Annotated in this window: 24 protein-coding genes and 3 pseudogenes; 25 read left to right on the top strand and 2 right to left on the bottom strand. The window is 70.6% G+C overall.

Going from position 1 to position 21,271, the window contains the following annotated elements; all coding sequences use genetic code 11:
* The 5 genes and pseudogenes from AC2W7J_RS04790 to AC2W7J_RS04770 form a co-directional block, all read left to right on the top strand.
* A pseudogene (locus AC2W7J_RS04790) lies at window positions 1-233 on the top strand (HEAT repeat domain-containing protein); the annotation flags it as partial.
* A pseudogene (locus tag AC2W7J_RS04785) lies at window positions 233-526 on the top strand (glycosyltransferase family 2 protein); the annotation flags it as partial. The pseudogenes AC2W7J_RS04790 and AC2W7J_RS04785, both read left to right, overlap by 1 nt.
* Window positions 527-687: 161 nt before the next feature.
* Complete coding sequence (locus AC2W7J_RS04780) at window positions 688-1,689, top strand: glycosyltransferase family 2 protein (protein WP_485981619.1); 1,002 nt, start codon at window positions 688-690, stop codon at window positions 1,687-1,689.
* Window positions 1,686-3,350 carry a histidine kinase dimerization/phospho-acceptor domain-containing protein gene (locus tag AC2W7J_RS04775; RefSeq protein ID WP_485981618.1) on the top strand — a complete coding sequence of 555 codons (1,665 nt, stop codon included), beginning with the start codon at window positions 1,686-1,688 and terminating at the stop codon, window positions 3,348-3,350. Before AC2W7J_RS04780 ends, AC2W7J_RS04775 begins: the two co-directional genes overlap by 4 nt.
* Window positions 3,317-3,658, top strand: a complete 342-nt coding sequence (locus tag AC2W7J_RS04770) for a sensor histidine kinase (RefSeq protein ID WP_485981617.1) — start codon at window positions 3,317-3,319, stop codon at window positions 3,656-3,658. Before AC2W7J_RS04775 ends, AC2W7J_RS04770 begins: the two co-directional genes overlap by 34 nt.
* Before the next feature lie 104 nt (window positions 3,659-3,762).
* Here the strand turns inward: AC2W7J_RS04770 and AC2W7J_RS04765 are convergent, their stop codons facing one another.
* A complete protein-coding gene (locus tag AC2W7J_RS04765; RefSeq protein ID WP_485981616.1) occupies window positions 3,763-4,350 on the bottom strand; it encodes a GNAT family N-acetyltransferase in 588 nt (195 codons plus the stop codon).
* 191 nt (window positions 4,351-4,541) lie between these two features.
* Here AC2W7J_RS04765 and rpmE point away from each other — a divergent pair, with 191 nt between their 5' ends.
* The 19 genes and pseudogenes from rpmE to AC2W7J_RS04670 all read left to right on the top strand — a co-directional run bounded on the left by rpmE (window position 4,542) and on the right by AC2W7J_RS04670 (window position 20,122).
* Entirely contained in the window at window positions 4,542-4,760 is a 219-nt protein-coding gene (gene rpmE, locus AC2W7J_RS04760) for a 50S ribosomal protein L31 (protein WP_072623991.1), read from the top strand.
* A 101-nt stretch (window positions 4,761-4,861) separates the two neighbouring features.
* Window positions 4,862-5,946: pseudogene (prfA, locus tag AC2W7J_RS04755) on the top strand (peptide chain release factor 1).
* Window positions 5,943-6,953 carry a N5-glutamine methyltransferase family protein gene (locus AC2W7J_RS04750; RefSeq protein ID WP_485981615.1) on the top strand — a complete coding sequence of 337 codons (1,011 nt, stop codon included), beginning with the start codon at window positions 5,943-5,945 and terminating at the stop codon, window positions 6,951-6,953. The pseudogene prfA and the gene AC2W7J_RS04750 overlap by 4 nt, the downstream one beginning before the upstream one ends.
* 153 nt (window positions 6,954-7,106) lie before the next feature.
* Window positions 7,107-7,955, top strand: coding sequence for an L-threonylcarbamoyladenylate synthase (locus tag AC2W7J_RS04745; RefSeq protein WP_485981614.1), 849 nt, complete (start codon window positions 7,107-7,109; stop codon window positions 7,953-7,955).
* A 111-nt stretch (window positions 7,956-8,066) separates the two neighbouring features.
* Window positions 8,067-9,344 (top strand): serine hydroxymethyltransferase, encoded by a 1,278-nt coding sequence (locus AC2W7J_RS04740; RefSeq protein WP_427802962.1) that lies wholly within the window; start codon window positions 8,067-8,069, stop codon window positions 9,342-9,344.
* 76 nt (window positions 9,345-9,420) lie between these two features.
* Window positions 9,421-10,557, top strand: coding sequence for a glycosyltransferase family 4 protein (locus AC2W7J_RS04735; protein WP_427802961.1), 1,137 nt, complete (start codon window positions 9,421-9,423; stop codon window positions 10,555-10,557).
* A gap of 117 nt (window positions 10,558-10,674) precedes the next feature.
* Window positions 10,675-11,094 carry a hypothetical protein gene (locus AC2W7J_RS04730; protein WP_485981613.1) on the top strand — a complete coding sequence of 140 codons (420 nt, stop codon included), beginning with the start codon at window positions 10,675-10,677 and terminating at the stop codon, window positions 11,092-11,094.
* The gene (locus AC2W7J_RS04725; RefSeq protein ID WP_421006979.1) at window positions 11,091-11,483 is read left to right on the top strand and encodes an AtpZ/AtpI family protein; all 393 of its coding nucleotides are present in this window, start codon (window positions 11,091-11,093) and stop codon (window positions 11,481-11,483) included. Before AC2W7J_RS04730 ends, AC2W7J_RS04725 begins: the two co-directional genes overlap by 4 nt.
* Window positions 11,480-12,280: a F0F1 ATP synthase subunit A gene (gene atpB, locus AC2W7J_RS04720; protein WP_485981612.1), complete on the top strand. Its 801-nt coding sequence runs from the start codon at window positions 11,480-11,482 to the stop codon at window positions 12,278-12,280. The genes AC2W7J_RS04725 and atpB overlap by 4 nt, the downstream gene beginning before the upstream one ends.
* A 96-nt stretch (window positions 12,281-12,376) precedes the next feature.
* Entirely contained in the window at window positions 12,377-12,589 is a 213-nt protein-coding gene (locus AC2W7J_RS04715) for a F0F1 ATP synthase subunit C (protein ID WP_421006977.1), read from the top strand.
* Between the two features lie 51 nt (window positions 12,590-12,640).
* Window positions 12,641-13,240, top strand: a complete 600-nt coding sequence (locus AC2W7J_RS04710; protein ID WP_421006976.1) for a F0F1 ATP synthase subunit B — start codon at window positions 12,641-12,643, stop codon at window positions 13,238-13,240.
* Complete coding sequence (locus AC2W7J_RS04705; RefSeq protein WP_485981611.1) at window positions 13,240-14,124, top strand: F0F1 ATP synthase subunit delta; 885 nt, start codon at window positions 13,240-13,242, stop codon at window positions 14,122-14,124. Before AC2W7J_RS04710 ends, AC2W7J_RS04705 begins: the two co-directional genes overlap by 1 nt.
* A complete protein-coding gene (atpA, locus tag AC2W7J_RS04700; RefSeq protein ID WP_485981610.1) occupies window positions 14,121-15,758 on the top strand; it encodes a F0F1 ATP synthase subunit alpha in 1,638 nt (545 codons plus the stop codon). The genes AC2W7J_RS04705 and atpA overlap by 4 nt, the downstream gene beginning before the upstream one ends.
* Window positions 15,759-15,862: 104 nt before the next feature.
* Window positions 15,863-16,762 (top strand): F0F1 ATP synthase subunit gamma, encoded by a 900-nt coding sequence (locus AC2W7J_RS04695; RefSeq protein ID WP_255185622.1) that lies wholly within the window; start codon window positions 15,863-15,865, stop codon window positions 16,760-16,762.
* Between the two features lie 17 nt (window positions 16,763-16,779).
* Window positions 16,780-18,234, top strand: a complete 1,455-nt coding sequence (gene atpD, locus AC2W7J_RS04690; RefSeq protein WP_421006973.1) for a F0F1 ATP synthase subunit beta — start codon at window positions 16,780-16,782, stop codon at window positions 18,232-18,234.
* Between the two features lie 109 nt (window positions 18,235-18,343).
* Window positions 18,344-18,874, top strand: a complete 531-nt coding sequence (locus AC2W7J_RS04685) for an NINE protein (RefSeq protein WP_485981609.1) — start codon at window positions 18,344-18,346, stop codon at window positions 18,872-18,874.
* On the top strand, window positions 18,871-19,338 hold the full coding sequence (locus AC2W7J_RS04680; RefSeq protein ID WP_255185625.1) for a DUF2752 domain-containing protein: 468 nt from the start codon (window positions 18,871-18,873) through the stop codon (window positions 19,336-19,338). Before AC2W7J_RS04685 ends, AC2W7J_RS04680 begins: the two co-directional genes overlap by 4 nt.
* 72 nt (window positions 19,339-19,410) lie before the next feature.
* Window positions 19,411-19,677 carry a F0F1 ATP synthase subunit epsilon gene (locus tag AC2W7J_RS04675; RefSeq protein ID WP_255185626.1) on the top strand — a complete coding sequence of 89 codons (267 nt, stop codon included), beginning with the start codon at window positions 19,411-19,413 and terminating at the stop codon, window positions 19,675-19,677.
* Window positions 19,678-19,687: 10 nt separating this feature from the next.
* A complete protein-coding gene (locus AC2W7J_RS04670) occupies window positions 19,688-20,122 on the top strand; it encodes a DUF2550 family protein (RefSeq protein ID WP_485981608.1) in 435 nt (144 codons plus the stop codon).
* A gap of 78 nt (window positions 20,123-20,200) precedes the next feature.
* Here AC2W7J_RS04670 and AC2W7J_RS04665 read toward each other — a convergent pair whose 3' ends face one another.
* Window positions 20,201-20,833, bottom strand: coding sequence for a cob(I)yrinic acid a,c-diamide adenosyltransferase (locus tag AC2W7J_RS04665; RefSeq protein ID WP_485981607.1), 633 nt, complete (start codon window positions 20,831-20,833; stop codon window positions 20,201-20,203).
* Between the two features lie 164 nt (window positions 20,834-20,997).
* On the opposite strand from AC2W7J_RS04665, the gene AC2W7J_RS04660 reads away from it, so the two are divergent.
* Window positions 20,998-21,271, top strand: a 274-nt coding sequence (locus tag AC2W7J_RS04660; RefSeq protein WP_485981606.1) for an STAS domain-containing protein, incomplete at its 3' end; no start/stop codon positions are given.

Raw genomic sequence — 21,271 nt, 5'->3', positions numbered from 1 at the left:
TGGCGGCGGCCCTCGCCCTCGGCGAGCTCGGCGGTCCGGTCGCCGTGGCCGCTCTCGCGGATCTCCTCGGTGACGACGACCCGCGGCTCGGTGAGCTCGTCGCCGAGATCCTCGTCGACCACGGACCGGCCGGCATCGCCGCTCTCGAGGCCCACGGGGACGACGCCGGCGCCTCCGGCCAGGCCGCGGCATACGGCCTGGCCGTCCACCAGCTGCGGCGAGGCCGAGGCTGATGGACGAGGTCCTGGAGCCGGTCACCCCTGTCGTCGAGGCGATCTTCGGGGCCATCGCGCTCCCGGTCCTCGTCTACTTCCTCATCATCAACACCTCCTACCTCGTCCTCGTCGTCGCCGCGGCACTGGAGTTCCGACGCTCGTCCCGGCAGCTCCCCTTCGCCGGCCGCGAGGAGCTCCTCGGCTCCGGGCTCGTGCCCGGGGTCAGCGTCGTCACCTCGATGTACAACGAGGAGGCCGGCATCCGGGTCGCGGCGCAGGCGATGCTCGCGCTGCACTACCCGCGGCACGAGGTCGTCATCGTCGACGACGGCAGCAGCGACCGGGGCTTCGAGGTGCTGCGGGAGACCTTCGACCTCGTCGAGGTGCCGCGTCGCATGCCCGAGGACCTCGCGGTGCGCGAGCACGCCACCTCCGTGCACGTGCCCCGCAACGGCCGCACCCGGCTGACGTCGTGCGCAAGCCCAACTCCGGGCGCTCCGACTCGCTCAACGTCGGGGTCAACTTCGCCACCCAGGACCTCGTCGTCTTCGTCGACTCCGACTCCGTGCTCGACCCCGACGCCCTGCTCGCCGTCGTGCGGCCCTTCGCGGAGGACCCGGTGCGGATGGTCGCCGGCGGGGGAGTGATCCGGGCGGTCAACGGCTGCGTCGTCCGGGGCGGCCGGGTCACCGAGGTGCGGATGTCGCGCAACTGGCTCGCTCGCATCCAGGTCGTCGAGTACCTGCGCGCCTTCCACCTCGGGCGCAGCGGCTGGTCACGGCTGAAGTCGCTCATCCTCATCAGCGGTGCCTTCGGGATCTTCCGTCGGGACGCGCTCGTCGAGGTGGGTGGGCTCGACCCGGACAGCATCGGCGAGGACTTCGAGCTCGTCCTGCGGGTGCACCGTCACATGCGACGGCAGCGGCGTGACTACCGGGTGGAGTTCATCTCCGAGCCGATCTGCTGGACCGAGGTCCCCGAGACGACGAAGGTGCTGCGTAAGCAGCGCCGCCGGTGGCACCGCGGGCTGTGGGAGACCCTCTGGGCCTATCGCTCGATGTTGTTCAACCCGCGCTACGGTCGGGTCGGCATGATCGCCGTGCCCTACTACTGGGTCTTCGAGCTGCTCGCCCCCGCACTCGAGCTCTTCGGCCTCGTCCTCGTCGTCGTCGGCTCGCTGCTCGGGGTGGTCGATGTCGGCTACTTCCTGCTCTTCATGGCCGTCGCCTACGGCTACGCGGGGCTGGTGACGCTCGCGGCGATGACCGTCGAGGAGCTGAGCTTCCACAAGTACCCGCGCTGGCGTGATCTGCTGAGCACCCTCGCCTCGGCCGTGGTCGAAAACGTCGGCTACCGCCAGGCCACCGCCGTCTGGCGGCTCGAAGGGTGGTGGCAGAGCCTGCGGGGGAGCCGCCACGAGTGGGGGACGATGACCCGCACCGGCTTCGACACCCGTGACGAGACGACGTCATGAGCCCTCGCAACACCGTCGCCCGGGTGCTCGAGCGCCTCGTCATCGTGCTCTCGCTCGTCATCCTCGTCATGTCGCTGCTGTCGATCGCCTCGATCTTCGTCATCCGCCAGGAGGTGCTCGAGACGACGCGCACGATCAGTCCGCTCAACGAGCAGAGCGGGCAGATGCGGATCACCGTCTCCGAGGCCCAGGGCAGCTATCGCGCCTACCTCCTCACCGAGGAGGAGACCTTCCGCGAGGACTACGTCGCCTCCAGGGACGACTTCCGGCGGGGTGAGGCGGTGCTGCTGCAGCGGGCCGAGCGCGCCGACATGGACGAAGGGAGGGTCGAGGACTTCATCGCCGCGGCCGACGAGTGGTTCCGCCTCGCCGACGCCCAGATGAGGTCTCCCTCCCGGGCGCCCCTGCGGCAGACCGCGCCGGCCTTCGCCGAGGTCGAGCGGGAGCACGACGCCCTCGTCACGCAGATCACCGAGGTCCGGCAGCAGCGGCGTGACCGCTACGGGCTGCTCATGACGGGCGGGGTGGCGGTCATGGGGGGCGCGGCGCTCGTCGCCCTCGTCGTGACGATCGGCCAGACGCGGCGCACCCACCGCCGACTCGCGCGGCCGCTGCAGGCCCTGCACCGGGTCGTCACCGGGCACCAGACGGGGACGACGCTGGAGCGGGCGGACGTCACCGACGGCGCCGACGAGGTCATCGCGCTCGCGGGCGCCTTCAACACGCTCGCGGAGTCGAATGCGTCGATGCACCGGGAGCGCGAACGTCGGATCGACCTCTACCGCGTGACCGGCAGCGTGCCCGGACTGCTCACCGCCCGGGACGGCGGCTGGGACAGCGCGTGCGCCCGGCTGGGCGAGGGCCTCGGGGTCGACGCCGTCTCGATCTACCGGCTCACCGGGACCCGCACCGCCGAGCGGATCGGGAGCTGGAGCTCCAGCGGCGAGAACTTCTCCGCCGCGGTGCAGGAGCTGGACATCCCGGGGCTGGCCCGACTGCTCGCCGACACCCCGATCCTGCGGGCCCGGGACCGGCGGGAGGTCACCGCGACCTTCCCGCGGCCCCTGCCGAAGGTGGCGGCGGGAGAGGCTCTCGAGGGCTGGGTGCTGCACCCCCTGCTCTTCGGCGACGAGCCGGTGGGCGCGCTGTCGGTGGCGACTCTCGCGCCGCACGACTGGGACCAGGCCGAGGTCCAGGCGATGGAGCGGGTCGCCGAGTACGCGGCCCACACCTTCGTCGAGCAGCGCTACGTCGCCTCGCTCGAGGAGCTGGACCAGCAGAAGTCGGACTTCACCGCGACGACGAGCCACGAGCTGCGCACCCCGCTGACCTCGATCGCGGGATACCTCGAGCTGCTCGAGGACGGCGACCTCGGCGAGCTCACCGCGCCGCAGGGCAATGCGCTCGGGGTCATCTCGCGCAATGTCGAGCGGCTGCGCAGCCTCATCGACGACCTGCTCCTGCTCAACCGGCTCGACAGCGGTGCCGTCCAGCGGACGCACGAGGAGCACGACGTGCGGTGCGGTGCCACGAGGGTCGTCGAGCAGCTCGAGCCGGTGCGCGCGCCGCCGGCGTCGACCTCGTCCTCGACCACGGCGACGAGCCGCTGCTCGTGCACGGTGACGCGGTGCAGATCGAGCGTGCCGTGGGCAATGTCGTGAGCAATGCCGTGAAGTTCACGCCCGCGGGTGGGCAGGTGCGCCTGACCACCCGGCAGGAGGGCGGCGAGGTGCGCATCGTCTGCTCCGACACGGGCATGGGCATCCCCGCTGCCGACCAGCAGCGGCTGTTCACCCGCTTCTTTCGGGCGTCCAACGCCCAGGAGGGCCACGTGCCCGGCACCGGTCTGGGCCTGGTCATCGTCGAGACGATCGCCCGGGCCCACGGCGGCGGCGTCACCCTCGACTCGGTCGAAGGGGAGGGGACGACGGTGACGATCACCCTCGCCCCCGACCCTGCAAAACCCTAGGGTTTTGCGAAGTTGAGGGGCGGCCAACCCTGCAAAACCCTAGGGTTTGCGAAGTTGGGGGTGCCCGAGCCTGCATTGCCGGTGGGCAATGCGAAGGGGGGAGGTCAGGCCTCGTCGGGGGTGGTGGCGTCCAGCTCGGGGGAGGTGCGGTCGATGCGTCGGCGCATCTCGGGGAAGGTGGCCTCGGCGAAGCCGAAGTCCTCGTAGATGTCGCGCCCCATCTCGGTCGCGTTGAGCGAGAGCACCTCGACGTCGGTCTCGTCCTCGAACCACGCGATGAGCTCGGCGACGACGGCGTGGGTGAAGCCCAGGCGACGGTGCCGGGGGAAGGTGGCGATGTTGGACACGAGGCCACCCGTGCCGCGGCGGCCGGGCGCCGGCATGAGGTCGGTGACCTGACCCATGGCGCACGAGACGACGGTGCCGTGGGCCTCGGCGACGACGACCCGCACGTCGTCCTCACCGAGTCGCAGCTGCAGCCAGCGGGCGGCGTCCTGCTGCCAGCCGATGTCGGAGACCTCCTCGGAGGAGGTGCCCATCGCCTCGAACATCAGTGCCCGCAGGGCGACGATGGTGCCGATGTCGCCGGCCGTGGCCGGCCGGATCACCGAGCCCTCCACGGGCCCGGGCACGGGCTCCCTTCGCCGGTCACGGGTGGTGCGGCGGGGCAGGCGGGGGGCTCGAGGTGCCATGCGCCCATCCTGCCCCAGCCGGGTGCGCCCGCACGGGAACATCCGGGACCGACGTCGTGTTTGGACCACCGTGCCTGCTCTGGCACAATCGACTGCTGGTCCGGTTCACGGCACGCGGCACAGACGCTCGCAGTTGTCGGCCCCAGCGAGGGCGCAACGCCGACCCGGACGACACGACCAAGGAGCACCACGTGAAGAAGGACATCCACCCCACCTACGAGGCCACCAGCGTCTCGTGCACCTGCGGCAACACCTTCACCACCCGCAGCACCAAGCCGGGCGGCGAGATCCGCGTCGAGATCTGCAGCAACTGCCACCCCTTCTACACGGGCAAGCAGAAGATCATGGACACCGGTGGTCGCGTGGCCCGCTTCCAGAAGCGTTACGGCCAGAAGACCGAGGCCAAGTAACCCACTCGATGCGCCGGTCAGCCCACAGGGCTGGCCGGCGCATCAGTCGTTTCCACCACCCCTCCACCTCCGCTCCACCCACCGACCGCCGGGAGGCCACCGTGCTCGAGTCCGTCGAGGCGCTGCTCGCCGAGCACGCCGAGCTCGAGGCGTCGCTCGCCGATCCGGCCGTCATCGGTGATCCCGACCGCCTGCGCGAGGTCAACCGGCGCTATGCCGAGCTGACCCCGGTGGTCACGGCCCAGCGCGAGCTCGACCTGGCCGTCGGTGACCTCGAGGCCGCCCGCGAGCTGGCCGCGGAGGACGCGGCCTTCGCCGCCGAGGTCCCCGCGCTCGAGGAGGCGGTCGCCGCCGGTGAGGACCGGATGCGCCGCCTGCTCATCCCGCGTGACCCCGACGACGAGCGTGACGTGATCCTCGAGATCAAGGCGGGCGAAGGGGGAGAGGAGTCCGCCCTCTTCGCCGGCGACCTGCTGCGCATGTACCTGCGCCATGCGGAGAAGCGCGGCTGGACCACGCGCCTGCTCGACGCCACCGAGTCCGACCTCGGCGGCTACAAGGACGTGCGGGTCGCGGTCGGCGCCAAGGGCACGCCGGAGCCGGGCGCCGCCCCGTGGGCCCGCCTCAAGTACGAAGGGGGAGTCCACCGCGTCCAGCGCGTCCCCGTCACCGAGAGCCAGGGTCGTATCCACACCTCCGCGGCCGGCGTGTGGGTCATGCCCGACGTCGGCGACGTCGTCGAGGTCGAGATCGACCCCAACGACCTGAAGATCGACGTCTACCGCTCCTCGGGCCCCGGCGGGCAGTCGGTCAACACGACCGACTCGGCCGTGCGGATCACCCACCTGCCGACCGGCACCGTCGTCTCCTGCCAGAACGAGAAGTCGCAGCTGCAGAACAAGGAGTCGGCGATGCGCGTGCTGCGCGCCCGGCTGCACCAGATGGCGATGGACGAGGCGGCCGCCGAGGCGAAGGAGCGCGCGCCTCGCAGGTGCGCACCGTCGACCGCTCGGAGCGGATCCGCACCTACAACTTCCCCGAGAACCGGATCAGCGACCACCGCACCGGCTTCAAGGCCAACCGGCTCGACACCGTGCTCGACGGCGACCTCGACGCGGTGATCGACTCCGCGGTGCAGGCCGACGAGGAGGCGCGGCTCGCGGCTCTCGCCGGGGACGGGGAGTGACCTCCCTTCGCTCGGCGGTGGGGGTGGCCACGGCCACGCTCACCGCTGCGGGCGTGCCGACCCCGCGACCTGATGCGCTGCTCCTCGCGGCGCACGCGCTCGGCTGCGACCGGGCCGAGGTGGAGCGCCGGATGCTGCTCGGTGCCGACCTCGACGAGATGACCTCGCGGCGGCTCGACGCGCTCGTCGAGGAGCGCGCCACCCGGGTGCCGCTGCAGCACCTCACCGGCACCGCCCCCTTCCGCCGGCTCGAGCTGCACGTCGGGCCCGGGGTCTTCGTGCCCCGCCCCGAGACGGAGGCCGCCGTCGACCACGTGCTGGCGGCGCTCGACGGGCTCGACGCGCCGGTCGTCGTCGACCTGTGCACCGGGTCCGGGGCGCTCGCCCTCGGGGTCGCCGACGAGGCACCCGCCGCCGAGGTCGTCGGGGTCGAGCTCAGCGAGCTCGCCCTGGCCTGGGCCGCGCGCAATGTCGAGGCCACCGGGCTGCCGGTCCGGCTCGTGGCCGCCGACGGCGACGGCCGACCCCCGCCACCGTCCCCGACCTCGCCGACCTCGTCGCCGGGTCGACGTCGTCGTCTCCAACCCGCCCTACATCCCCGTGGGCATGGTGCCGCTCGAGCCGGAGGTCGCCGAGCACGACCCCGAGCTCGCGCTCTACGGCGGCAGCGCCGACGGACTGGCGACTCCCCCTCGCCGTCGCGGCGACGGCGGCGGCCCTGCTGCGCCCCGGCGGTCGGCTCGTCATGGAGCACGCCGACAGCCAGGGCGAGAGCCTGCCGCGAGCCCTGTCCGCGACCGGTGCCTGGCTCGACGCCACCGACCACGCAGACCTCGCCGGGCGCCCCCGGACCACCACCGCGCGTCGCTCCTGAGTCCACACGAGCACGACGAAGGGGGCGTGGCCGGTCGGCCACGCCCCCTTCGGTGGTGCTGGGGAGATCAGAGGATGTACATCAGCAGCACGATGATCAGCAGCACGCCGACGATCGTCCAGATGAGACCTGAGCCTCGCATGTTCTCCTCCTCGAGGGGATCGGTTGTGGGCGGTCGTTCAACCTAGCGGCGCGAGGAGCGCGTGGGGGCGAAGCGAGGTCACCAATTCGGCGGCTCCTTGACCGGGCCCGTTCCGCCGCGAGCCGGCGGCATAGGGTGGGTCCCATGAGTTCTGTCGTCGATGCGACCACCGGGGACCGCGAGGAGAGCGTGACGACGACCGTCGACGCCGTCCGTCGCGGCGAGGTCGTCGTCATCCCCACCGACACCGTCTACGGGATCGGGGCCGACGCCTTCGACCCCGAGGCCGTGGCCGCCGTCCTCAGCGCGAAGGGGAGGGGCCGCGAGATGCCCCCGCCCGTCCTCGTCCCCGACGTGCGCACCGTCGACGGCCTCGCGCGCGCCGTGCCCGAGTGGGCCCGGCGCCTCGTCGACCAGCTGTGGCCCGGTCCGCTGACCCTCGTGCTGTGGGCGCAGCCCTCGCTGCACTGGGACCTCGGCGAGACCGCCGGCACCGTCGCGCTGCGCATGCCCGACGACGAGATCGCCCTCGAGGTGCTGCGCGAGACCGGCCCGATGGCCGTGACGAGCGCCAACCGCACCGGCGAGCCGGCCGCCACGACGGTCACCGACGCCGCCGTGCAGCTCGGCCCGGCCGTGAGCGTCTACCTCGACGGTGGACCGCGGGCCGCGCAGGAGCCGTCGACGATCATCGACTGCACCGGCGAGCATCCCGTCGTGCTGCGCCAGGGCGCGGTCGGCCGCGAGCGGCTCGAGGAGATCCTCGGTGTCGGCTTCGACCGGCCCGACGACGCGGGGGAGGGCGTTGCCGACGTCGCGGACCCCGGTGCCGAGCCCGATCCCCAGCCGGAGTCGCCCGTCGCCGACGTGGCAGAGGCCGAGTCCGAGCCCGAGCCGCAGCGCGGCGACCTGCCGACCTACGACGACGAGGACCCCGAGGTCGCGGCCGCCGAGCGCCCGCCTGCGCGAGCCGCGTCACGGCACCGGCGGTGACGCCGCCGACGCCGAGTGGGAGGATCTCCCTTCGTCAGACCGTGCGACGGCGCAGGCCGCGCCCACCGACCCGCCGCAGACCGACCCCACCACCCCCACGGAGGCCCCGCGATGACCGACGACACCTTCTACGGCTCCGACTTCGGCGCCCTGAGCGCCTTCGACCCGGAGATCGCCGGTGTCCTCACCAGCGAGCTCGACCGCATCCGCGGCGGCCTCCAGCTCATCGCGAGCGAAAACATCTCCTCTCCCGAGGTGCTCACCGCGCTCGGGTCGACGCTGAGCAACAAGTACGCCGAGGGCTACCCGGGGCGTCGCTACTACGGCGGCTGCTCCGAGGTCGACAAGGCGGAGAACCTCGCCATCGAGCGCGCCAAGAGCCTGCTCGGCGCCGAGCACGCCAACGTGCAGGCCCATTCCGGCGCCAGCGCCAACCAGGCCGTCTACGGTGCCTTCCTCCAGCCGGGGGAGAAGATCCTCGCGATGTCGCTGCCGCACGGTGGCCACCTCACCCACGGCACCAAGGTCTCCTTCTCGGGCAAGTGGTTCGACGCCGTCCACTACGGCGTGCACCCCGAGACCGAGGACGTCGACTACGACGAGATGGAGCGCCTGGCCAAGGAGCACCGTCCCAAGGTCATCTGCTCCGGCGGATCCGCCATCCCGCGCCTGCTCGACTTCGAGCGCATCCGCGCGATCTGCGACGAGGTCGGCGCGATCATGTGGGTCGACGCGGCGCACTTCATCGGCCTCGTCGCCGGCAAGGCGATCCCGAGCCCGGTCCCGCTCGCCGACGTCGTCACCTTCACGACGCACAAGGTGCTGCGTGGTCCCCGCTCCGGTGCGCTCGTGTGCAAGGAGGAGCACGCCAAGGCGCTCGACAAGGCGATCTTCCCGATGATGCAGGGCGGCCCGCAGATGCACACGATCGCCGCCAAGGCGGTCAACTTCAAGGAGTGTGCGACGCCCGAGTACCAGCAGTACGCGGCCGACGTCATCGCCAACTCCAAGGTCCTCGCCGACGAGCTGCTGAAGCGCGGCATCCGCCCGACGACCGGCGGCACCGACACCCACCTCGCGCTGCTCGACCTGCAGGGTGTCGGCGTCACCGGTGTCGACGCCGAGGCGCGTTGCGACGCGGCCGGCATCACGCTCAACAAGAACGCCATCCCCAACGACCCGCAGAAGCCCTCGGTCGCCTCCGGCATCCGCGTCGGCACCCCGTGCGTCACGACGCAGGGCATGGGTACCGACGAGATGGTCAAGATCGCCGAGCTCATCCACACCGCCGTGACGACGGGGGACGCCGACCCCGAGCACGCCGTCTCCCGCGAGGTGCGTGCCCAGGTGAGCGAGCTGGTCACCACCTTCCCCGCCTACCCGCGCTGATCCCCCTTCGGACCGTGGTCGAGGTGCGAGGAGCTCCGCGACGGGGCCTCGATGCCTCGCAGGGGAGGGGTGAGCGGTGAGGGAGTACCTCTTCGTCTTCCTCGTCGCGCTCGCGACGACCTATGTCCTCGTCCCGCTGATGCGCACCATCGCGGTGCGCGTCGGCGCCTTCACCGAGGTGCGGGAGCGCGACGTCCACGTCGTGCCGATCCCGCGCCTCGGTGGGGTGGCGATGTTCTTCGGATACGCGGCCGCGACCCTCGCGGCCTCGCGCATGCCCTTCCTGCGGCAGGTCTTCGAGACCGGTGAGCTCATCGGGATCCTCGTCGGCGCGGCCGTCGTCTGCCTCGTCGGGGCGATCGACGACGTCAAGGAGCTCGACGCCCTGACCAAGCTCGGCGGCCAGCTCGTCGCCGCGGCGATCATCGCCTTCGCGGGGGTGCAGTTCTTCTCGCTGCCGCTGGGCACAGTGACCGTGCTCCCGGCGCCGCTGCTCGTGCTGCTGACGATCTTCGTCGTCGTGCTGTGCATCAACGCGGTCAACTTCATCGACGGGCTCGACGGTCTGGCCGCGGGGCTCGTGGCGATCGCTGCCGGTGCCTTCTTCGTCTACAGCTATCTCATCTCGGGCAGCTACGACCCGCCCAACGTCTTCTCCTCGGCGACCTTCGTCTCCGCGGCGCTCGCCGGGTGCTGCCTGGGCTTCCTGCCGCACAACGTCTTCCCGGCGAAGCTCTTCATGGGTGACTCCGGCGCGCTGCTCCTCGGCCTGCTGCTCGCGGCCGCGACGATCTCCAACGTCGGTCAGATCAACCCCGACCAGGTGAGCGCCAACGCGCTCGCCGCCACCGTGCTGCCGCTGCTCATCCCGATCTCGATCATGCTGCTGCCGCTGCTCGACGTCGTGTGGGCGGTCGCGCGGCGCACCGCCCGCGGCCAGCGCCCCTGGGACGCCGACAGCCAGCACCTGCACCACCGGATGCTCCAGATCGGCCACGGTCACCGGCGTGCGGTCCTGCTGCTGTGGCTCTGGGCGGCCGTCGTCGCCCTCGGCGCCGTGAGCCTGGTCTTCCTGCCCCTGCTCGTCGCCGGCATCGGGGGAGTGGTGATGCTCGTCGTCGCCGCCGTCCTGACGATCTGGCTGCCGCGGTTCTCGCGCCCGGGCCACCGCCCGAAGACGTACGACACCCAGGGCCAGCGCCTCGACGTCTGAGGGCCGGCCAGGGCGAATTGGTGGCCTCGCGCGCTTGTGTAAACTTCACAAGCGCCCACCGGACCGTTCGGTCCGACCCGCCAGAGCACCTCGTGCTCCCGTTCCCGAAGTGAGCCGATGACCACGACTCAGCGCCGCAGCCCCGTGCCGGGCATGCGCCGTGGTGTCCTCGTCGCCGGTGTCGTCGGGACGGTCCTGACCACCGCCGTCGCGGCCGTGGCGAAGGGGGGAGACGCCGCCCTCAGTGCGCTGGCCGGCTCCTTGCTCGCCTTCTTCGTGATGCTGCTCGGAGTCCTGGCGATCTCCTTCGTCGTCGCCGGCGACCCGGCGGCATCCATGGCCGGCGCCGGTCTGGTCTACCTGGGGCAGCTCATCGTCCTCGTCGCGGCCATCGCGGTCCTGCGTGAGGCCGCCTGGCTCGACGGGACGGTCGCCGCGATCGCGGCGGTCGTCGAGACGGTCCTCGTCCAGGCCGGCCAGCTGATGGGCTACGTCCGCTCGCGCCACGTGATCTACCCGCAGGGGGGCCACGCATGAGCGCCCACCCTCACCGAGCTAAGGGTGGCGAGCGCGCCCGTCTCGTCACCAAGGCGCCGGCAACGGCCGAGCAGACCGCGGCCGATCGCGCCCGATGGTCCGCGACCGAGGACGACGGCGGACCGAGCCCCACATCGCGCGCTGACGCCATGGGGTCGACGATCCTCGCCTACCTGATCACCGGCCCGATCCTCTTCGGGGGGATCGGCTGGCTCGTCGACCGTTGGCTCGGTGTGACCGGCTTCATCGCCGTCGGCATCCTTGCCGGGATGGCTCTGTCGCTCTACATCATCTGGCTCCGATACGGTACGTCTCAGGCACCCCATGACGATGACCCCGCGGAGGGGTCGACGACGGCTGCCCAGCCACACAACGAGGAGAACCCGTGACCTTGACTGCGCTCGCGCTGCCCGCCGCCGGTGGGGAGAGCTACCAGCCGCCGACCCCCGAGATCTTCTGGCAGCCCCTCTTCGAGGTCGGCGGTCTTACGGTCACCAACCAGATGGCCTGGTCGGCCATCATCACCGCCGTTCTGTCGATCGGCCTCCTCGCCCTGAGCAAGAACGCCTCGGTCGTCCCCAGCAAGGGACAGTGGCTCCTCGAGGGCATCTACAACTTCCCGCGCAACGCCGTGGCCCGCGACATGATCGGGACCAAGGAGTTCAAGAAGTTCGTCCCGCTGCTGGTCACGCTCTTCCTGTCGATCCTGCTCTACAACTGGGCCGGCTCCTTCTTTCTCGCGATGAACCCCGTCAACGGCAAGATCGGATTCCCGATCGCGCTGACGCTCGTCGTCTACGTCGTCTACCACTGGGTGGGCATCCAGCGGATGGGCCTCGGTGGCTACTTCAAGCACATGGTGCCTCCGGGCCTGCCGGGCTGGATCGTCCCCTTCGTCTTCCTGCTCGAGCTGATGACCTACTTCATCACCCGGCCGCTGACGCTGGCGCTGCGACTCTTCGGCAACATGTTCGCCGGCCACATGGTCGTCTACCTCTTCGTCACCGGAGCCTTCTACTTCCTGCTCCACGGCGACGGCGTCCTCATGCAGGCCCTGTCGCTGCCGACCTTCGTCATGGCCGGCGTGATGATCATCTTCGAGCTCCTGGTGCAGTTCCTCCAGGCCTTCGTCTTCACCCTCCTGGCGGCCAGCTACATCGCCGGTGCCGTCGCCGACGACCACTGATCGTCGACTCCGACCCACAACTGCATAGCCCCACCAAGTACTTCCCCGCGGGACAGACCTCGCGGCGGATCACAGAAACACGAAAGAGGAATCATCGTGGAAATCTCCGGCTCCGTCTCCCTCATCGGTTACGGCCTCTCCGCCATCGGCCCGGCCATCGCCGTCGGTCTGATCTTCGCGGCCTACATCAACGGTGTCGCCCGCCAGCCCGAGGCCCGCAACCTCCTGCAGCCGATCGCCATCCTCGGCTTCGCCCTCGCCGAGGCGCTCGCGATCTTCGGTCTGGTGCTCTTCTTCATCAACAACTGACGACAGCCGGCAACGGCACCGTCAACCGGCACCAGTCACTAGGAGTACCCCGTGCACATCACCGCAACCGCGTCAACGGTCGTGGGGCTCGCCGCGGCGGGTGAGGGCGAGACCATGCCCCTCATCCCGCACTGGGAGGAGCTCGTCTTCGGGCTGATCATGTTCGCGATCCTCTTCTGGGTCGTCGCGAAGAAGGTCGCCCCGAACCTCGAGAAGGCCTACGAGGAGCGCCACGCCGCGATCGAGGGTGGCATCGCCCAGGCCGAGAACGCCCAGGCAGAGGCCGAGGCCGCCAAGGCCCAGTACGAGGCCCAGCTGGCCGAGGCCCGCGCCGAGGCCGCGAAGATCCGTGAGGACGCACGCGCCGAGGGCGCGGCCATCGTCGCGGAGATGCGCGGGCAGGCGCAGGACGAGGCCAACCGCATCACCGAGTCGGCGCACAAGCAGATCGAGGCCGAGCGCCAGCAGGCCTCCGTCTCGCTGCGCGGTGAGGTGGGTCGTCTGTCGACCGACCTGGCCGGTCGCATCGTCGGCCACGAGCTGCAGGACTCCTCCAGCCGTCAGGGCCTCATCGACCGCTTCCTCGCGGAGCTCGAGTCGGGCCAGGTCCAGCCGGAGAAGGTCGGGCAGACGCAGCAGGGTGACGCCTGATGCGAGGCTCTTCCCGCGCCGCCGTGGCCGAGGGACGACAGTCCTTCGAGACCGCGCTGACGTCGGGTGACGCGGCCGTCGTGGCCGACGAGCTCTTCGCCGTCACCGGGCTGCTCGACGACAACGCGGCCCTGCGCCGCAGCGTCGCCGACCCCTCCCGCGAGGGCAAGGACCGGTCCGACCTGGTCACCCGCCTGCTCCACGGCAAGGTGTCCAACGAGACCGTCGGCATCGTCTCGGTGCTCGCCGGTCAGCGCTGGGCCCAGGAGCGCGACCTCACCGACACGCTCGAGCGCTTCGCCGTCGAGGCCACCCTCAAGGGAGCCGAGGCCGCCGGTGCGCTCGACCAGGTCGAGGACGAGCTCTTCCGCTTCGAGCGCCTCGTCGACGGCTCGCCGGAGCTGCGTGACGCCCTCGCCAACCGGCAGGGCGACCCGCAGGGCAAGGCCGAGGTCATCAGCCGACTGCTCGACGGCAAGGCCCGTCCCGAGTCTGTGCGCCTGGCCCGACAGGCCGTGCTCGCGCCCCGGGGCCGCCGCTTCGACCGGACGATCGAGGAGTTCCTCGACTTCGCCGCGGAGCGTCGTCAGCAGCTGACCGCCGTCGTCACGACCGCGGTCGACCTCACGCAGGAGCAGCGCACCCGGCTCGCCGCCGCGCTGCAGCAGATCTACAGCAAGCCCGTCCAGCTGCAGATCGTCCACGACGAGGACGTCATCGGCGGGATCCGGGTCCAGATCGGCGACGAGGTCGTCGACGGGACGTCCTGCGACGTCTCGACGAGGCGAAGCGCCACCTGGCCGGCTGAGCCCGGGTCCAGACCCACCATGCAGACCACATATTCGGCCACCACAGCGGCCGGCAACGAGGAGAAGACAACATGACGGAGCTTTCGATCCGTCCGGAGGAGATCCGGGACGCCCTGGACGGCTACGTGCGGTCCTACAACCCGGGCGCGGCCTCCCGCGAAGAGGTCGGCCGCGTCACCGACACCGGTGACGGCATCGCCCACGTCGAGGGACTCCCTTCGGCCATGACCAACGAGCTGCTCGAGTTCGAGGACGGCACCCTCGGCCTCGCGCTCAACCTCGACGTCCACGAGATCGGTGTCGTCGTCCTCGGCGACTTCTCCAAGATCGAGGAGGGCCAGGCGGTCAAGCGCACCGGCGAGGTCCTCTCGGTGCCGGTCGGCGAGGGCTTCCTCGGCCGCGTCGTCAACCCGCTCGGCCAGCCGATCGACGGACTCGGCGACATCGAGTCCGAGGAGCGCCGCCAGCTCGAGCTGCAGGCTCCGAGCGTCGTCCAGCGCAAGTCGGTCCACGAGCCGCTGCAGACCGGTCTGAAGTCGGTCGACGCCATGACGCCGATCGGCCGTGGCCAGCGTCAGCTGATCATCGGTGACCGCCAGACCGGCAAGACCACGGTCGCGGTCGACACGATCATCAACCAGAAGCAGTTCTGGGAGACCGGCGACCCGCAGAAGCAGGTCCGCTGCATCTACGTCGCCATCGGCCAGAAGGGCTCCACGATCGCGTCCGTCAAGGGCACGCTCGAGGAGGCCGGCGCCATGGAGTACACGACGATCGTCGCGGCCCCCGCGTCCGACGCCGCCGGCTTCAAGTACCTCGCCCCCTTCACCGGCTCGGCCATCGGCCAGCACTGGATGTACCAGGGCAAGCACGTCCTCATCGTCTTCGACGACCTGAGCAAGCAGGCCGAGGCCTACCGCTCGATGTCGCTGCTCCTCCGCCGCCCGCCGGGCCGCGAGGCCTACCCGGGTGACGTCTTCTACCTGCACTCGCGTCTGCTGGAGCGCTGCGCCAAGCTCTCCGACGACATGGGCGCCGGCTCGATGACCGGTCTGCCGATCATCGAGACGAAGGCGGGCGACGTCTCGGCGTACATCCCGACCAACGTCATCTCGATCACCGACGGTCAGATCTACCTGCAGGCCGACCTCTTCAACTCCGACGTCCGCCCCGCCATCGACGTGGGTGTCTCGGTCTCGCGTGTCGGCTCGGCCGCGCAGACCAAGGCGATGAAGTCGGTCTCCGGTCGCCTCAAGCTCGACCTGGCCCAGTACCGCGCCCTCGAGGCCTTCGCGATGTTCGCGTCCGACCTCGACCCGGCCTCGAAGCAGCAGCTGGCCCGCGGCGCCCGCCTCGTCGAGCTGCTCAAGCAGAAGCAGGCCGACCCCTACCCGGTGCCGGAGCAGGCCGTGGCGATCTGGGCCGGAACCACCGGTGAGCTCGACTCGATCGCCGTCGAGGACGTCCGCCGCTTCGAGTCGGAGTTCCTCGCCCACCTGCGTCGCAACAAGAACGACCTCATGGAGGGCATCCAGGAGACGGGCAAGCTCGAGGACTCGACGATCTCCGCCCTCGAGGCCGAGATCGCCAGCTTCCGCGACACCTTCGCCCCCTCCAACGTCGAGGACGTCCCGGTGGGCTCTGCCGAGGAGTCGGGCGAGGACGCCCAGGACTCCGAGCAGGTCCAGATCGTCAAGCAGAAGCGCTGACCCACCACCGGTCGGGCGTCGCCAGCGGCGCGACCGGGGGAGCAGCACCCCCGACCGGCCACCCCGGGTGAGCCGACCACAGACCATCAGAGAGGCGGAAGCACATGGGAGCGCAGATCCGGGAGTACCGGCAGCGCATCCGGGCCGTCAGTTCGACCAAGAAGATCACGCGCGCCATGGAGCTCATGGCGGCGTCGCGTGTCGTCAAGGCCCAGCAGGCGGTGCGTGAGTCCACGCCCTATGCCCGCGCGCTGACCCGCGCGGCCTCGGCCGTGGCCACCCACTCGGACGAGGACCACCCGCTGACGACCGAGCCGGAGACGGTGCGTCGCGCCGCGGTGCTCGTCGTCGCGGCCGACCGCGGTCTCGCGGGCGGCTACAACGCCAACGTCCTCAAGGAGGGCGAGCGGGTCTCTGCCGCTCTGCGTGACCAGGGCAAGGAGGTCCAGACGTACCTCGTGGGTCGTCGCGCGGTCTCCTACTACTCCTTCCGCAAGAGGGAGTTCGTCGCCGAGTGGACCGGCTCGTCCGAGAAGCCGACCTTCGAGAACGCCCGCGAGATCGGCGAGCGCCTCGTCGCGGACTTCATCAAGGACTACGAGGACGGTGGCGTCGAAGAGGTCCATGTCGTCTACACCCGCTTCGTCTCCATGGTCACCCAGGAGGCCGAGGTCATCCGGCTGCTCCCGCTCGAGGTCGTCGAGGGCGTCGAGGAGCCGAGCGAGGACGAGGTGCACCCGCTCTACGAGTTCGAGCCGAGCGGCGAGGAGCTGCTCGACACGCTGCTCCCGCGCTACGTCAACGCGCGCATCTTCAACTGCCTCCTCATGGCGGCGGCCTCCGAGCTCGCGGCCCGTCAGCGCGCCATGAAGTCGGCGACCGACAACGCCGAGGAGCTCATCAAGAAGTACACCCGACTGGCCAACCAGGCCCGTCAGGCCGAGATCACCCAGGAGATCTCCGAGATCGTCGGCGGGGCCGGGGCCCTGGCCGAGTCCAAGTGAGAAGGTAGAGAGAACCCATGACTGCCACCGTCACCGAAGAGAACACCACCCAGGCGGGTGGGGTCGGGCGCATCTCCCGCGTCACCGGCCCGGTCGTCGACGTCGAGTTCAGCGCCGACACCATGCCCGACCAGTACAACCTGCTCACCACCGAGGTCGCGCTGGGGGACACCACCCGCACGCTGAACCTCGAGGTCGCCCAGCACATCGGCGACAACATGGTCCGAGCCATCTCCCTGCAGCCCACCGACGGCCTCGTCCGCGGCGCCCAGGTCCAGGACACCGGCGGCCCGATCAGCGTCCCCGTCGGCGACGTCACCCTCGGCAAGGTCTTCAACGCGACCGGCGCCTGCCTCAACCTCGAGGAGGGCGAGACCCTCGAGGTCAACGAGCGCTGGGGCATCCACCGCTCCGCCCCGGCCTTCGACCAGCTCGAGTCGAAGACGCAGATGTTCGAGACCGGCATCAAGGTCATCGACCTGCTCACCCCCTACGTCCAGGGTGGCAAGATCGGCCTCTTCGGTGGTGCCGGTGTCGGCAAGACCGTCCTCATCCAGGAGATGATCGCCCGAGTCGCACGCGACCACGGCGGTGTCTCCGTCTTCGCCGGTGTCGGCGAGCGCACCCGTGAGGGCAACGACCTCATGGTCGAGATGGAGGAGGCCGGCGTCCTCGGTCAGACCTCCCTGGTCTTCGGCCAGATGGACGAGCCGCCGGGCACGCGTCTGCGCGTCGCCCTGTCCGCGCTGACGATGGCGGAGTACTTCCGCGACGTGCAGAAGCAGGACGTCCTGCTCTTCATCGACAACATCTTCCGCTTCACGCAGGCCGGCTCCGAGGTCTCCACGCTGCTGGGCCGCATGCCCTCCGCCGTGGGCTACCAGCCGACCCTCGCCGACGAGATGGGCGTCCTCCAGGAGCGCATCACCTCGACGCGTGGTCACTCGATCACCTCGATGCAGGCGATCTACGTGCCGGCCGACGACTACACCGACCCGGCCCCGGCGACGACCTTCGCCCACCTCGACGCGACGACCGAGCTCAACCGTGAGATCGCGTCCATGGGTATCTACCCGGCCGTGGACCCGCTCACCTCGACGAGCCGCATCCTCGACCGTCGGTACATCGCGGAGGACCACTACAACACCGCGGTGCGCGTCAAGCAGATCCTCCAGAAGAACAAGGAGCTGCAGGACATCATCGCGATCCTCGGTATCGACGAGCTGTCCGAGGAGGACAAGATCCTCGTCAACCGTGCCCGTCGCATCCAGCGCTTCCTGTCGCAGAACACCTACGTCGCCAAGCAGTTCACCGGCATCGAGGGTTCGACGGTCCCGCTGAGCGACACGATCGAGGCCTTCACCAAGATCGCCGACGGCGAGTACGACCACGTCGCCGAGCAGGCCTTCTTCATGTGCGGTGGCCTCGACGACGTCGAGCGCCAGTGGGCGGACATCCAGAAGAACCTCTGACCCGACCCCGCGTCACCGTGACGGCCGCTCCCTTCGCTCGAAGGGGGCGGCCGTCGCCGTCCCCGGACCCGTTGGGGCGAAGGGGGCCGCGGCACCTACACTGGCGGCCATGACGACTCCCGGTGAGCACCCCGACCAGCAGCCCGGTCCGCCCCCTCCGCCCGGCGCGCAGAGCGCCCCGCAGGGGCAGGGCGGTCAGCCCACGGCCGGCGGCTACCAGCAGCACGGTGCCTACCAGCAGCAGGGTGGGTACCAGCAGGCGCCCCAGCTGACCGGCGGCGAGCGCTACCACCTCAACGTCATGGGCCAGGAGTACGGCCCCTACGGACTGACCGAGCTCGCCGGCATGGCGACCGGCGGCCAGCTCAAGGGCGACACCCCGGTGCGGGCGGAGGGGCAGCAGAACTGGTTCCCCGCGTCGCAGGTGCCCGGGCTCTTCTCCAGCCGCGAGTGGATGACGACCCTGCTGCTGTCGATCTTCGTCGGCAGCCTCGGCGTCGACCGCTTCTACCTCGGCCAGACCGGCCTCGGCGTCCTCAAGCTGCTCACCTGCGGTGGCGCGGGCATCTGGCAGATCATCGACATCATCTTCGTGGTCACCCGCAAGATGGTCGACGTCGACGGGCGGCCGCTGCGGTGACCCAGCAGGTCCACGGCCGGGTCCACCTGGCGCGAGGCGTCAGCATCGCGGAGCGATGGGTCGTGCCCGTCGTCGCCGCGATCAGCCTCGTCGGGTTGGTCATCGCCCGGCTGTGGCCCGTCCCGTCCGTCGACGGCGGGACACCGACCTGCCTCATGCGCACCCTCACCGGGCTGCCCTGCCCCGGGTGCGGCATGACCCGCTCGTGGGTGCACCTGGCGCACGGCGACGTCGCGACCGCCTTCGAGTACAACCTCTTCGGCCCGGTCGCCATGGCCGCGGCCGCCGGCATCGTCGTGTGGACCGTCTACGCCCTCGTGCGGCGGGTACCGACGCACTCGTTGCTCGACAAGGTCAACCCCCGCATCCTGCTCGGCCTGACGGTGCTGTGGCTGGCCTACTCAGCCGTGCGGATCATCAGCCTCTCGCTGGGGCAGGACTACTTCGCGCTCGTCGTCGCCTGAGGCGCGCGCAGACCCCCTCCGGGTGCGGGATACGATGGACTCCCGCACCACCCCGAGACGAAGGACCCCGCAGTGAGCTCCCTCAACGTCGAACTCGTCGCCGCCGACCGCAAGGTCTGGTCCGGCGAGGCCAGCATGGTCCGTGCCCGCAGCACCGAGGGCGAGATCGGCATCCTGCCCGGCCACACCCCCCTGCTCGGCGTCCTCGTCGAGGGCGACGTCGTCATCCAGACCGAGGGTGGGGAGCAGACCGCCACGATCGATGGCGGCTTCCTCTCCGTCGACAGCGACACCGTGACCATCGTCGCCGAGACCGTCCAGACCCCGGCCAAGGCCTGACACAGGTCCCATGTCCACCCTGCAGGCGGTCGAGCTCGTCCTGCTGGCAGGGTGCGTGGTCATCGCGCTCTGGCTCGTCGTCCTCTGGCTGCGACGCCGGTCGCTGGCCGCCCACGGACCCGTCAGCCCTTGCGCCGTCAAGCTGCCCGAGTCGCACCGTTGGCGACTCGGGCTGCTGCGTCTCGGCCCCGAGCAGCTCGACTGGTTCAGCGTCGGGGGAGTGACGACCCACCCGACGATGTCCTGGCACCGCCGCGGCCTCGAGATCTCCACGCCGACGTCGGGGGAGACCATCTCGATCCCCGGGCTGGACTCGGCCGTCGCCATCACACTGACCACCCACGGCAGCGAGGTCGCCCGGCTGGCCCTGGAGCCGAAGATCTACCCGGCCGTGCGGTCGTGGCTGGAGTCGGCGCCCCCGGGCCACAACGTCAACGTGACCTGACCCCCCTTCGCCTGCGGGAGCCCGGGGAATGTCGATCAACCCTGCAAGACCCTAGGGTCTTGCAGGGTTTGCAGAACCCTAGGCCCGTGCGCCCTTGGTGGGGCGCTCCTCGCGGCCGCCGCCGGGCTGCCACAGCACGTCGCCGCCGATCGGCAGGTTGGCCACGCGGGCGAGGATGAAGAGCAGGTCCGACAGCCGGTTGAGATAGGTCGTCGTCAGCGGGTTGACCCCGCCCACGCCGCGCTCGTCGGCGGTCTCCGTGCCGTAGTCCTCGCGCGCCGCCCACGCGGAGCGCTCCGCGCGGCGCACGACCGTCGTCGCGTGGTGCAGGTGGGCGGAGCCCGGGGTGCCGCCGGGGAGGATGAAGGAGCGCAGCTTCTCCACCTGCGTCAGGTAGTGGTCGCAGTCCGCCTCGAGCTCGTCGACCCACTCCTGCTTGACCCGCAGCGGCGGGTACTCCGGGTCGCTCTGCAGCGGCGTCGACAGGTCGGCCCCGAGGTCGAAGAGGTCGTTCTGCACCCGGGTGAGCGTCGTGACGACCTCCTCCGAAAGCTCGCCCGTCGCGATGGCGACGCCGATGACGGCATTGGCCTCGTTGGCGTCGGCGTAGGCCTGCAGGCGGGAGTCGGTCTTGCTCGTGCGGCTGAAGTCGCCGAGCGCGGTCGTCCCCTCGTCGCCGGTGCGGGTGTAGATCCGGGTGAGGTTGACCATGCCGCCATCGTGGCAGACCCGGCCGCCTGACCGCCCGGCGGTGCGGTCCTGACTCGCTGCAGGAGATGACGTGATCGCATCGTGACGGCTGGGTGCAGCCGGATCGGTGTCTCGCACGTCACACTGGATGACAACGGTTCGGCAGGGGAAAGCAGGTAACCGTCATGAGCGCAATGACCGCGCTGAGCCCAGTGGGCGGCACCGGGACCACTCGCGTGCGGGTGCACGTGCCCTTCGACATCCGGCACAGCGCCGACCTGCGGCAGGGCTTCGTCGCCGCCCTGCACGAAGGGGGCGACCTCCTCCTCGTCGACCTCACCGAGTCCACGGTCGTCGACAAGGTCGGCTTCGCGACCCTCGTGGGGGCGCACGCCCGGGCCGCGCGCGCCGGCCGTCGTCTGCGCTACGTCGCGCGACGAGCGCACCACCCGTCTGCTG

It is taken from the genome of Janibacter sp. CFPM2_SD2 (assembly GCF_057364645.1).
This window is presented reverse-complemented; position numbering and strand designations above follow the sequence as displayed.

What these genes read in the sequence shown, in the direction of transcription:
- AC2W7J_RS04775 (WP_485981618.1), top strand. Translation starts at nt 1,686, where the DNA reads ATGAGCCCTCGCAACACCGTCGCCCGGGTGCTCGAGCGCCTCGTCATC.
- AC2W7J_RS04765 (WP_485981616.1), bottom strand. Translation starts at nt 4,350, where the DNA reads ATGGCACCTCGAGCCCCCCGCCTGCCCCGCCGCACCACCCGTGACCGG.
- AC2W7J_RS04745 (WP_485981614.1), top strand. Translation starts at nt 7,107, where the DNA reads ATGAGTTCTGTCGTCGATGCGACCACCGGGGACCGCGAGGAGAGCGTG.
- AC2W7J_RS04740 (WP_427802962.1), top strand. Translation starts at nt 8,067, where the DNA reads ATGACCGACGACACCTTCTACGGCTCCGACTTCGGCGCCCTGAGCGCC.
- AC2W7J_RS04730 (WP_485981613.1), top strand. Translation starts at nt 10,675, where the DNA reads ATGACCACGACTCAGCGCCGCAGCCCCGTGCCGGGCATGCGCCGTGGT.
- AC2W7J_RS04725 (WP_421006979.1), top strand. Translation starts at nt 11,091, where the DNA reads ATGAGCGCCCACCCTCACCGAGCTAAGGGTGGCGAGCGCGCCCGTCTC.
- AC2W7J_RS04705 (WP_485981611.1), top strand. Translation starts at nt 13,240, where the DNA reads ATGCGAGGCTCTTCCCGCGCCGCCGTGGCCGAGGGACGACAGTCCTTC.
- atpA (WP_485981610.1), top strand. Translation starts at nt 14,121, where the DNA reads ATGACGGAGCTTTCGATCCGTCCGGAGGAGATCCGGGACGCCCTGGAC.
- AC2W7J_RS04695 (WP_255185622.1), top strand. Translation starts at nt 15,863, where the DNA reads ATGGGAGCGCAGATCCGGGAGTACCGGCAGCGCATCCGGGCCGTCAGT.
- atpD (WP_421006973.1), top strand. Translation starts at nt 16,780, where the DNA reads ATGACTGCCACCGTCACCGAAGAGAACACCACCCAGGCGGGTGGGGTC.
- AC2W7J_RS04685 (WP_485981609.1), top strand. Translation starts at nt 18,344, where the DNA reads ATGACGACTCCCGGTGAGCACCCCGACCAGCAGCCCGGTCCGCCCCCT.
- AC2W7J_RS04670 (WP_485981608.1), top strand. Translation starts at nt 19,688, where the DNA reads ATGTCCACCCTGCAGGCGGTCGAGCTCGTCCTGCTGGCAGGGTGCGTG.
- AC2W7J_RS04665 (WP_485981607.1), bottom strand. Translation starts at nt 20,833, where the DNA reads ATGGTCAACCTCACCCGGATCTACACCCGCACCGGCGACGAGGGGACG.